Annotated in this window: 11 protein-coding genes; 2 read left to right on the forward strand and 9 right to left on the reverse strand. The window is 70.1% G+C overall.

Translation table 11 applies throughout. The features are described from left to right. Window positions 1-58 precede the first annotated feature (58 nt). Window positions 59-622: a G/U mismatch-specific DNA glycosylase gene (gene mug, locus K4S16_RS42705; protein ID WP_200842450.1), complete on the forward strand. Its 564-nt coding sequence runs from the start codon at window positions 59-61 to the stop codon at window positions 620-622. On the opposite strand, the gene K4S16_RS42710 is transcribed toward mug, so the two are convergent. From K4S16_RS42710 to idi, 6 genes are all read right to left on the reverse strand, one after another. Continuing rightward, window positions 609-1,259 carry a Uma2 family endonuclease gene (locus K4S16_RS42710; RefSeq protein WP_160161233.1) on the reverse strand — a complete coding sequence of 217 codons (651 nt, stop codon included), beginning with the start codon at window positions 1,257-1,259 and terminating at the stop codon, window positions 609-611. The genes mug and K4S16_RS42710 overlap by 14 nt on opposite strands. Window positions 1,260-1,352: 93 nt before the next feature. After that, window positions 1,353-1,781, reverse strand: a complete 429-nt coding sequence (locus K4S16_RS42715) for a hypothetical protein (RefSeq protein ID WP_235037436.1) — start codon at window positions 1,779-1,781, stop codon at window positions 1,353-1,355. A gap of 262 nt (window positions 1,782-2,043) precedes the next feature. Next, window positions 2,044-2,964 (reverse strand): carbohydrate ABC transporter permease, encoded by a 921-nt coding sequence (locus K4S16_RS42720; RefSeq protein WP_149264838.1) that lies wholly within the window; start codon window positions 2,962-2,964, stop codon window positions 2,044-2,046. Next, window positions 2,961-3,869 (reverse strand): carbohydrate ABC transporter permease, encoded by a 909-nt coding sequence (locus tag K4S16_RS42725; protein WP_235037437.1) that lies wholly within the window; start codon window positions 3,867-3,869, stop codon window positions 2,961-2,963. Before K4S16_RS42725 ends, K4S16_RS42720 begins: the two co-directional genes overlap by 4 nt. After that, window positions 3,866-5,170 (reverse strand): ABC transporter substrate-binding protein, encoded by a 1,305-nt coding sequence (locus K4S16_RS42730; protein ID WP_149264839.1) that lies wholly within the window; start codon window positions 5,168-5,170, stop codon window positions 3,866-3,868. The genes K4S16_RS42725 and K4S16_RS42730 overlap by 4 nt, the downstream gene beginning before the upstream one ends. 129 nt (window positions 5,171-5,299) lie before the next feature. After that, complete coding sequence (idi, locus tag K4S16_RS42735) at window positions 5,300-5,878, reverse strand: isopentenyl-diphosphate Delta-isomerase (protein WP_149264840.1); 579 nt, start codon at window positions 5,876-5,878, stop codon at window positions 5,300-5,302. Window positions 5,879-6,028: 150 nt separating this feature from the next. Here idi and dxs point away from each other — a divergent pair, with 150 nt between their 5' ends. Next, the gene (dxs, locus tag K4S16_RS42740; protein ID WP_149264841.1) at window positions 6,029-7,951 is read left to right on the forward strand and encodes a 1-deoxy-D-xylulose-5-phosphate synthase; all 1,923 of its coding nucleotides are present in this window, start codon (window positions 6,029-6,031) and stop codon (window positions 7,949-7,951) included. On the opposite strand, the gene K4S16_RS42745 is transcribed toward dxs, so the two are convergent. The 3 genes from K4S16_RS42745 to K4S16_RS42755 form a co-directional block, all read right to left on the reverse strand. Then, entirely contained in the window at window positions 7,948-8,313 is a 366-nt protein-coding gene (locus K4S16_RS42745; protein ID WP_149264842.1) for a hypothetical protein, read from the reverse strand. The genes dxs and K4S16_RS42745 overlap by 4 nt on opposite strands. A gap of 65 nt (window positions 8,314-8,378) precedes the next feature. Beyond that, window positions 8,379-9,737, reverse strand: a complete 1,359-nt coding sequence (locus tag K4S16_RS42750) for an FAD-dependent oxidoreductase (RefSeq protein WP_149264843.1) — start codon at window positions 9,735-9,737, stop codon at window positions 8,379-8,381. A gap of 51 nt (window positions 9,738-9,788) precedes the next feature. Next, window positions 9,789-11,282 carry an amino acid permease gene (locus K4S16_RS42755; protein WP_200842451.1) on the reverse strand — a complete coding sequence of 498 codons (1,494 nt, stop codon included), beginning with the start codon at window positions 11,280-11,282 and terminating at the stop codon, window positions 9,789-9,791. Between the last annotated feature and the right edge of the window lie 20 nt (window positions 11,283-11,302).

Below are 11,302 nucleotides of genomic sequence, written 5' to 3' on the forward strand. Positions count from 1 at the left end.
CACCCAGGCCGATCTGGAGGCCGCCCGCGGTGGTGTTGGTCGCCCTTAGCCTGTTCTGATGCGCCCCACGAAGGCCGATCTGGAGGCCGCCCGCGACCGCGTCATCCCCGACATCCTGCCCGAGGACGCCGGAACGCTCCGCGTCCTGTTCTGCGGCATCAACCCGGGCCTGTACTCGGGTGCGACCGGCCACCACTTCGCCCGCCCCGGCAACCGCTTCTGGCCCGCGCTGCACCTCTCCGGCTTCACCGACCGCCGGCTGCACCCGTCCGAGCAGGACCTCCTGCCCGGCTACGGCCTCGGCATCACCAACGTGGCACCGCGCACCACCGCCCGCGCCGACGAGCTGACCGACGCCGAACTCCGCGAGGGCGGACAGCGCCTGGCCGCGCTGGTCGAACGCCACCGCCCCGCCTACCTGGCCGTCGCCGGCGTCACCGCCTACCGCACGGCCTTCGGCCGCCCAAAGACGCAGATAGGCCCCCAGGACGAGGCCTTCGGCCCCGCACGCCTCTGGGTCCTCCCCAACCCGAGCGGCCTCAACGCGAGCTGGCCCCTCGACCGCATCGCCGCCGAGTTCCGCCGCCTCCGCAAAGCCGCCGAAGCCCTCAGAGCTCCGTGAGGTGTCGGGGGCGTTCGGTGAGGACCTTCGGGTCGAACGTGACGGTGAAGGCCTTGTCGGCCGTCACCTCGGCTTCCAGGATGCCCCCGGACTTCGCCGACTGGTCGAGCCGGTATGCAGGGAGCTTCCTGCCGGTGGGTCCTTCCTGGTCCTCAAGGACGAAGACCTGGACAAAGGGCTCGGGTGTGTAATCGACCAGCCAGTACTGGGGGATTCCCATCGCCGCGTACTCCTGGGGCTTGCGGAAACGGTCCCGGCCTTCGCTACCGCTGCGCGGTGAGACGACCTCCGCGACGAGGAGCAGGTCATGGCCCGGAATGGTGGTCGGGCAGTCGCCGTCGAACCACGAGTCGGCGACGTCTCCGGGGACCGCGATCACATCGGGCTTCCGGATACCGGCCGCCGTCTCGATCTCCCAGTCGCTCCCGGAGGCCACGAAAAGAGATGCGCCCGCGTCTGCCGCTGCCTTCCTGATGAGCTGGCGAAGCCTCTCATAGGCGATGTTGTGCAGTGGATTAGGAGACAGCTTGACCAGCCACCCATCCTCGAGTTCCAGGCCGCGGCCTTCGTCCTCTCGGGCGTGCAAGTCTTCCACCGTGTACGGGCCATGCCCGCCATGATCGTGCGCGATGCTCACGTCCCGCTCTCCCGTAGGTGGCATGACAGATCCATGCAGGGACCACGTTACCCCGCCCGACTTCCGCGACCTAGCGTAGCGAGTTCTTTACGCTTAGTTGGCGTTGTTGAGGGCGGCGGTGGCGAACATCGTCTCGACCTCTTTGACGAGGGTGGGGGTCGGCTGCCACAGGTCGGTGCGGCCCAGGGCGATGATGGGGCGGGGGAGGGCCCGGATGTCCGCCAGGCGCCAGTGGTGGGCCGTGGGGCCGGCCCAGGGGCCGCAGTCGCAGGCGGCGCCGCGGACGGCGGCCGAGCAGACGTCGTCGAGTTCGGCGACCGCGATGACGGCGCCGATCGTGGCGAGCGGGTCGCGGGGGTCCCATCCGGCCGCCTGGATCAGCGGGGAGTCGCACGCCTTCAGGTCGACGCGCATCGAGGCGTGGATGAGCAGCGGACCGCGGTAGGCGGTCGGGAAGCTCTGGTTGGACACGGCCTTGCCACCACGCGCGATCGCGAACGCCCAGGGCTGCTGAACACTCATCGCCTGCACGCGGTCACCTCCAGTGTTCGCCCGGTCTCTGCGCCCCCGGGTATCGCCGGGACGCCCGGCGGTGGACGCCGGGGGTCGCGCGACGATGCCCGAGAGGCTAGGCGCATCCCGCAGGAAATGCCAACGTACGAGGCGAACGGGTCGTTGTCCGTCATGGGCTGTTCGAACCCATGGTGGAATTGATCACCCATGTGACGTCTGAGACCCATATGTGGTTGACGTGGCGCGTGATTCTCGTCTTTCGGCGCGATTCTCAGCCCTTCAGCGCGCCCGCCATGAGGCCGCGCATGAAGAACCGTCCGAGCAGCAGGTAGACCAGCAGCGTCGGCAGGGAGGCGAGGAGCGCCTCGGCCATCTGCTGGTTGTACTGGACGGCCACCGCGCCCGACCCGGCCGTGTTGTTCAGCATCACCGTGACCGGCCAGCTGTCGGGGGCGCCGAGGAACACCGCGAACAGGAAGTCGTTCCACATCGAGGTGAACTGCCAGATCAGCGTCACCGCGAACGCCGGCCCCGACACGGGCAGGACGACCGACCAGTAGGTGCGGAGCATCCCCGCGCCGTCGACCCGGGCCGCCTCGACCAGCTCGTCCGGGATCGTCACGTAGTAGTTCCGGAAGATGAGCGTGCAGATCGGGATGCCGTAGACGACGTGCGCGAGGACGAGGCCGCGGATCGTCCCCACCAGCTCCATGTCGGTGAGCAGGCCGGCCAGCGGGATCATCACCGCCTGGTAGGGGATGAACATGCCGAACAGGAACAGCGTGAAGACCACGTCCGCGCCCGGGAACCGCCACTTGGACAGCACATAGCCGTTCAGCGAGCCGAGCACCGCCGAGATCAGCGACCCGGAGACGGCGATCTTGACGCTGTTCTCCAGGCCGGGGCGCAGCGCGTCCCACGCGGAGGTCCAGCCGGACATGCTCCAGCTGCTCGGCAGGCTCCACGCGCTGCTCGGGTCCGCCTCGTCCAGCGGCTTGAAGCTCGTGACGACCAGCACGTACACGGGGATCAGGAAGAGCAGGACGAACGCCAGCAGGACGACCAGCTTGACGGCCTGCCAGCCGCGCGACGACCCGCCCGGCTCCGCCGCCGCTCCGCCGCCCCGGCCGCGCAGTCCGCGCGCCAGCCGCCGCCACACCGGCGCCGGGGGCACCGCCTCCACGCGCGTCATCGCGTCCGCTCCGAACGTACCGACCAGACCAGATAGGGGATCACCAGCAGGGCCACCGCGAACAGCAGGTAGGTGGCGATCGTGGCGCCGTTCGCCGGGTCGTGCCGGTCGAAGATCTCGACGTAGGTGGCGACGGCCGGCACGTAGGTGATGATCTGCTTGCCCGCGATCGCCATGATCAGGTCGAACACCTTCAGCGAGATGTGCCCGAGGATGATCAGCGCGGACAGCGTCACCGGGCGGAGCTGCGGGAGGACCACGTACCGGTACACCTTCCACTCGGACGCGCCGTCCACCCGTGCCGCCTCGCGCAGCTCCCCGGGCACGCCGCGGAACCCCGCGAGGTACAGCGCCATCACGTAGCCGGACATCTGCCAGATCGCGGGCAGGGCCATGGCGGCCATGCCCCAGCTCGGGTCCTGCCACCAGCTGTTCGCCAGCCCGCCGAGGTGCAGCTTGTCGAACAGCTGGTTGAAGCCGACCGCGCGCTCCGGCGGCGCCGGGTTCATCAGCCAGCGCCACACGACGCCGCTGGCGATGAACGACACCGCCATGGGGAACAGGTAGACGACGCGGAAGGACGCCTCGCCGCGGATGCCCTTGTCCATCAGGAACGCCAGGAACGCGCCGAGCAGCAGGGCGCCGACGACGAACACCGCCGTGAACAGCAGCGCGTGCTTCACCGCGCCGGGCCAGCTGGGCTGGTCCCACAGGTCGACGAAGTTCCTGCCCTTGTCGAACCCGTACTCGGTGACCTCGTCGTGCTTGCCGCTCAGCGCGACCCGCGTGTTCCAGAAGATGAGCCCGTAGACGAACAGGCCGATCGCGACGATGGACGGCGAGACCAGCAGCAGCCCGGGCAGCCACCTGCGGCTACGGGCCCACCTGGAACCGGGAGAGCTCACTGGCCGCTGTTCTTGGCCGCGCTCACCAGCCCCTGCTGGAGCTTGGCGACGTCCTTGCTCTGCAGGAAGAGGCCCACCGCCGTGTCGATGTCGGTGTGCTGCTTCTTACTGGCGTTGACGCCGTGCCAGAACGAGCCCGCCAGCTTGATGTCGGGCTTGTTCCACTGCTCGAACGCGTACTGGAGGTAGCCCTTGTAGAGGCTCTTGTTGGCGTCCTTGCGGGCGGGGACGGAACCCTTCTTCGGGTTGAACAGGTCCTGCCCCTCCTTACTGGACACCTCCTTCAGCCACGCGAGGGCGCCGCCGCGGTGGGGCGCTCCCTTGGGGAGGGTGAAGCTGTCCGACAGCCACATGTAGGTGCCGTCCGTGCCGGGGGAGGCCGCGTACTTGAAGTCGGTGTCGAGCTTCTTGCCGAGGCCGTTCGGCGCGCTGCCGACGAAGTACCCGTACGCCCAGTCGCCCATGATGTTGAACGCGGCCTTGCCGTCCACGACGGCCTTGGCGGCGCCCTGCCAGTCGGTGGACGCGGCCTCCAGCGTCGTGTACTTCATGATCTCGGCGTAGTCGGTCAGCGCCTTGGTGACGGCCGGGCTGCTCCAGTCGGCACCCGGCTTCCACAGCGCGTTGTAGGCGTCGGTGCCGAGGTCGCCCAGCAGGACGTTCTCCAGCAGGTGGTCGGCCGTCCACTGCGCGCCGAGCGACAGCGGGACCTTCTTCGTCTTGTCCTTGACGGCCTTCAGTGTGGTGATGAACTCGGCGATCGTCTTGGGCGGTCCGGCGATCCCCGCGTCCTTGAGGATGCCCGGGTTGTACCAGAGCATGTTCGACCGGTGGATGTTCACCGGCACCGAGTAGATCTTGCCCTTGTAGCTGATCTGGTCGAGGAGCTGCTGCGGGTAGACCGACTTCAGGTTGTTGTCGTCGTAGAAGGAGTCCAGCGCCTCGATCTGCCCGGCCTTGATGTAGTCGAGCAGTTCGGCGCCCGCGTGGCCCTGGAAGGAGTCCGGCGGCTTGCGGTTCTGGAGCCGGCTCGCCAGGACCGCCTGAGCCTGGGTGCCCGACCCGCCGGCGATGGCGGCGTTGACGAACTTGGTGCCGGGGTTCTTCTTCTCGAAGTCGGCCTGCATCGCGGCGAGGCCGTCCGCCTCACCGGGACCGGTCCACCAGGAGAAGACCTCGACCTGGGATTTGTCGTCGGAGCCCTTGTCGTCGCTGCCGCCGCAGCCCGACACGGCGAGGGCGGCGGTCATCGTCACGGCGGCGACCGCCTTCAGGCGCCGCCGGGGAGCACGTACTCGCATCGTCCGTCCCTTCGGTTACCCCGAAAAACAAGCGTCTGCTTGGACGGACGGACGGTCAACACCGGTCGCCGAATAGTGATCTTTCGGTGATGCGGCGGCCCGCGGCCCCGCCGGAGCGGGCGCCCGCGGCTACCAGCCGAGGGCGGGCGGCAGGGCGGAGAGCCCGGCGTCGGGCCAGTCGAGCGGCGCGCCGAGCGGCGCCAGTTCGGCCAGCTGGAGCCGGTACCAGAGGGAGGATTCGGGCCGGCGGGCCAGCTTCAGGCAGCGCTCCCACGTCCACCACTCCGCGTGCTCGACCTCCTCCGGGTTAGGGCGGACGGCCGTGCCCGCGGGGACGACGGCGCGCACGACGGGGCAGCGCTCGTGCTCGACCGTCCCGTCGTCGGCCACGGCGCGGTAGTGGAACCGGGGCAGAACGGACGTGAGCGTCGCGTCCTGGATGCCGAGCTCGTCCTGCAGGCGCCGGAGCACGGCGTCGCGGAGCTTCTCGCCGGGCCCCGGATGGCCGCAGCAGCTGCCCGTCCAGACGCCGGGGAAGGTCCGCTTGTCCAGTGCGCGCTGAGTGATCAGGACGCGACCGTCCGTATCCGTGACATAGCAGGAGAATGCCAGGTGGTACGGCGTGTCACTGTGGTGGCTGGTGCTCTTGGGCGCGGTTCCGACCGCCTCGTCGTCCGCGTTGAGCAGCACAATCTCTTCGACGCCCATGCTCACTTCCTACCCCATCCCTCCTACCGGGGTCAGTCTTTTCACACCCCCCGGGCGGGTGGTCCGCGGCGCGTCGCGGGCGAACCGGGATTAAACTCAGAACGGCCCGAGCCAGGGGAGACCGAATCCCCGACGGAGGAGTTGAAACGAGTGAGCTTGCTGGAGTCGATCACAGGTCCCGACGACCTCAAACGACTGGACGCCGCTCAGATGTCTCGGCTCGCGGAGGAGATCCGCGAGTTCCTCGTCCAGGCGGTCTCCAAGACCGGCGGCCATCTGGGCCCCAATCTCGGCGCGGTCGAGCTGACGATCGCGCTGCACCGCGTCTTCGACTCGCCGCACGACAAGATCCTCTTCGACACCGGCCACCAGGCCTACGTGCACAAGCTGCTCACCGGCAGGCACGACTTCGAGCTGCTGCGCCAGCGGGGCGGGCTCTCGGGCTACCCGAGCCGCGCCGAGTCCGAGCACGACATCATCGAGAACTCGCACGCCTCGACCGCCCTGTCCTACGCCGACGGGTTCGCCAAGGCCTTCCAGCTGCGCGGCGAGAGCGACCGCGCCGTCGTCGCGGTCGTCGGTGACGGCGCGCTGACCGGCGGCATGTGCTGGGAGGCGCTGAACAACATCGCCGCCGGCGTCGACCGGCCCGTCATCGTCGTCGTCAACGACAACGGCCGCTCCTACTCGCCGACCATCGGCGGGCTCGCGTCCCACCTGGCCGACCTGCGCGTCACCCAGGGCTACGAGAACGCGCTCGACCTGATCAAGAAGACGGTGCCGCGGGCGCCCGTGGTCGGCAACGTCGCCTACGAGGCGCTGCACGGCATCAAGAAGGGCCTCAAGGACGTCCTCCAGCCGCAGGCCATGTTCGAGGACCTCGGCATGAAGTACGTCGGCCCGATCGACGGCCACGACGAGGACGCCGTCGAGCGGGCGCTGCGCCGCGCCCGCGGGTTCGGCCGCCCGGTGATCGTGCACTGCATCACCACCAAGGGCCGCGGCTACGCCCCCGCCGAGAACGACACCGAGGACTGCATGCACGGCGGCGGCGCGTTCGACCCCGCCACCGGCAAGTTCGTCACCGGCAAGGGCGGCCCCGACTGGACGAAGGTCTTCGGCGAGGAGATGGTGGCGATCGGGCGCGAGCGCCGCGACGTCGTCGGCATCACCGCCGCGATGCTCTACCCGGTCGGGCTCGCGCCGTTCGCCGAGGCGTTCCCCGACCGCATCTTCGACGTGGGCATCGCCGAGCAGCACGCCGTCACCTCCGCCACCGGCCTCGCGATGGGCGGCCTGCACCCGGTCGTGGCGCTGTACGCCACGTTCCTGAACCGCGCCTTCGACCAGGTCCTGATGGACACGGCGCTCCACCGCCAGCCCGTCACCTTCGCCTTGGACCGCTCCGGCGTGACCGGGAGCGACGGCGCCAGCCACAACGGCATGTGGGACATGTCGATCCTGCAGCTCGTCCCGGGCATGCGCATCGCCGTCCCGCGCGACGGGGCCCGGCTCCGCGAGCTGCTGCGCGAGTGCGTGGCCGTCTCCGACGGCCCGACCGCGATCCGCTACCCCAAGGGCCCGGCGGCCGCCGACATCGAGGCGGTCGGCAAGGCCGGCGGCATGGACGTGCTGGCCCGCCACGACGGCTCCAACGGCGCCCGCGTCCTGCTGGTCGCGGTCGGCTCGATGGCGACGCCCGCGGTCGAGGCGGCCGAGCTGATCGCCGCGCAGGGCATCGGCGTCACCGTCGTCGACCCCCGGTGGGTGAAGCCGCTCGACCCGGCGCTGCTCGACCTCGCCCGCGAGCACACGCTCGTCGCCGTCGCCGAGGACAACGGCCGCACCGGCGCCGTCGGCGACGCCGTGGCGCGGCTGCTGCGCGACGCCGGCGTCGACGCGCCCCTCCGCACCTTCGGCATCCCGCAGGAGTTCCTCGACCACGCGTCCCGGGGGCAGATCCTCGCCGACATCGGGCTCACCCCGCAGGCCCTCGCCCGCGACGTGACCGAATCGGTGGCCCGCCTCACCGCCGACGCCGACGAGCCCGCCGCCTCGGAGGAGCGGTCCTAGCCGCCCTCCGCCGACAGCAGCCGCCACGCGTGGGTGATGGACGCGGCGGACGTGCCGAGCTCACGTCCCGAGTACGTCCATTGCCCGCGCAGGCACCAGAGGCGCCCCGCGCCGTCCTGGACGTAGACCTGGAGCGGGAAGCACGCATCGTGCGCGCGGATGACGCCCGCCGGGTCCACCACGGGCGCGAGGCTGGGCGCGCCCTCGCAGCGCACGCCCATGACGAACGTGTGCGGGTCCTGGCGCAGGAGACCCTGCGTCAGGTCGTACACGAGTACGGAGACGTAGTCGGGGCCGAGCCACCTGAGGTCGGGGACCGTCTCGGGTGGGGGGAACCCGTACAGTTCTGGACCGCCGGTCACACGCGCACCGTAGCGTCAGCCTCACCGTCGAGTCACTAGTTTCCCGGTGGGGACTTCGCCGGGGATTACGCGGACCCCCGGCAGGCGGACCGCATCGCCTCCCAGCGGGCGAGCTTGACGCGTTCCCCTCGGTCGAGGCTGCGGGCGAGGGCGATCTCGGCGGCGTCGAGGTTCAGCCAGTCGTCGTAGGTGACGACGGGCAGCCCCCGCGACTCCAGCAGCTCCTCGATGGCCCCTTCCGGCGCCGTCTTCGCGTCCGCGAGGTCTTCCAGGAGGTTGCGGACGGTCTCGGCGGCGTCGGACTTGTTGGTCCCGACGACGCCGGACGGGCCGCGCTTGATCCAGCCGGCGACGTACTCGCGCGGGACGTAGCCGCCGTCCGGGCCGAGGATGCGGCCGCCCTCGTTCGGGACGACGAAGGAGCGCTCGTCGAACGGGACGCCCTCCAGCGGGACGCTCTGGTAGCCGACGGACCGCAGCACCATGCCGACCGGCAGCGTCTCGAACTCGCCGGTGCCGGTGACGCGGCCCGACTCGTCCAGCCGGGTCCGCTCCAGCCGGAGGCCCTCCACCCGGTCGGTGCCGAGGATCTCGGCGGGGGCGCGCCAGAACCGCACGTCGATGTGGCGGGCGCGCCCGGGGGCGGGCTCGCCCGTCCAGCCGTTCAGCACCTTGATGTTGCCGCGGACGTGCCGGTCGCTCTCGGCGAGCTCGGCGCTCGCCGGGTCGAGTTCCATGTCCTGCGGGCTGACGTGGATGCTCGCGTTGGGCAGCTCGCCCAGCTCGCGCGCCTCCTTCGTGGTGAACTTCGCCTGCGCCGGCCCGCGCCGCCCGATCATGTGGATGCGCTTCACCCGGCTCCGCGACAGCGCCTCGATCACCTGCTCGGGCACGTCGGTGTCGCGCAGCTCGGCGGCCGTCTTGGCGAGGATCCGGACGACGTCCACCGCGACGTTCCCGACGCCGACCACCGCGACCTCCTCGACCGACAGGTCGAACGCGTGGTCGGCGGCGTCGGGGTGCCCGCAGTACCAGTTGACGAAGTCGGTCGCGGCGATGCTGCCGGGCAGGTCCTCACCCGGGATCCGCATGTGCCGGTCGACCATCGCGCCGGTCGAGTAGAGGACGGCGTCGTAGCATCCGAGCAGGTCGTCGCGGGTGAGGTCGCGGCCGAGCTCGACGCACCCGAAGAACCGGACCGCCGGGTTCTCCAGCACCCGCTGCAGGTACTTGGCGATCGACTTGATGGACGTGTGGTCGGGCGCGACGCCGTAGCGCACCAGCCCGTACGGCGTCGGCAGCCGGTCGAAGACGTCCACCCGTACGTCGTCGCCGCCCTGCTTCACGAGGGCCTCGGCGGCGTAGATCCCCGCCGGGCCCGAACCGATCACCGCGACGCGCGCTGGAGAAGCCATGCGGGTCATTGTGCCCACCCGTCGGTCGAAAGGACACCGTGAGTCCCGTCACTGGGGGCGTCAGGACTTGTAGACGATGCGCTCCCCGTCCCCCCGGCGTCCCACCATGCTGTGCCGGTACCCGTACAAAGCGTAGACGACGCCGCCGATGACCATCCAGGCGAGGAACCGCAGCCAGGTCTCCACCGGCAGGTTGATCATCACGAACAGGCAGGCGAGCACGGACAGGATCGGGATGACCGGCACCCACGGCGTGCGGAACGCGCGCGGCAGGTCGGGGCGGGTGTTGCGCAGCACCACCACGGCGACCGAGACGACGAGGAAGGCGAACAGCGTGCCGATGTTGACCAGCTCGGCCAGCTCGGCGAGCGGGATGAACCCGGCGAGCACCGCGACGATCACGCCCATGATGACGGTCGCGCGGTAGGGGGTGCCGAAGCGCGGGTGCACGGCCGAGAGCCAGGGCGGCATCAGGCCGTCGCGGCCCATCGCGAAGAAGATGCGGCTCTGCCCGAGGAGCAGGATGAGCACGACGGTGGTGAGGCCGACGACCGCGCCGATGCTGATGATCGTGGCGAAGACGGGATGGCCGACGGCTTTGAACGCGTCCGCGAGCGGCGCGGCGACGCTCAGCTCGGTGTACTTCTGCATGCCGACGACGACGGTCGCGACGGCCGCGTACAGGACGGCGGTGATGACGAGGGAGCCGATGAGCCCGACCGGCAGGTCCCGCTGCGGGCGCCGCGCCTCCTCGGCCGCGGTCGCGACGATGTCGAAGCCGATGTAGGCGAAGAACACGATGGCGACGGCGGAGAAGATGCCGAGCCAGCCGTAGCTGACCGGCGCGCTGCCGGTCAGGACCTGGATCAGCGGCGCCTTGAGGCCCTCCACGCTCGGCGTCGGCTTGGACGGCGGGATGAAGGGGTGGTAGTTGGCGCCCTTGACGAAGAACAGCCCGGCGAAGATCACCAGCAGCACGATGGCCACCTTGATCGAGACGACCACCGCGTTCACCCGCGAGGAGATCTTGACGCCGAGGACGAGCAGCGCGGTCACCGCCAGCACGAGGCAGATGGCGGGGACGTTCACTGTCCCGCCTTCGCCCGGCGGGGCGGCGAGCGCCGTCGGGATCGTGATCCCGACGTCGTCCAGCAGCGAGGCGAAGTAGCCCGACCAGCCGACCGACACCACGGCCGCGCCGAGGGCCATCTCCAGGATGAGGTCCCAGCCGATGATCCAGGCGGGGAACTCCCCGATCGTGGCGTAGGAGAACGTGTAGGCCGAGCCGGCGACCGGGACGGTGGAGGCGAACTCGGCGTAGCAGAGCGCCGCGAGGCCGCACACGACGGCGGCGAGGATGAACGACAGCGCGACCGCCGGACCGGCCTTGTCCTTGGCGACCTCGCCGGTGAGCACGAAGATGCCGGTTCCGATGATCACGCCGATTCCGAAGACGGTGAGATCGAACGCCGACAGGTCGCGGCGGAGCCGGTGCTCCGGCTCCTCGGTATCCCTGATCGACTGCTCGACCGACTTCGTGCGCAGCACGTTCACGTCTCGTTGCCCCTTCGCGT

It is taken from the genome of Actinomadura sp. K4S16, assembly GCF_008327685.1.
Lineage (GTDB): Bacteria > Actinomycetota > Actinomycetes > Streptosporangiales > Streptosporangiaceae > Spirillospora.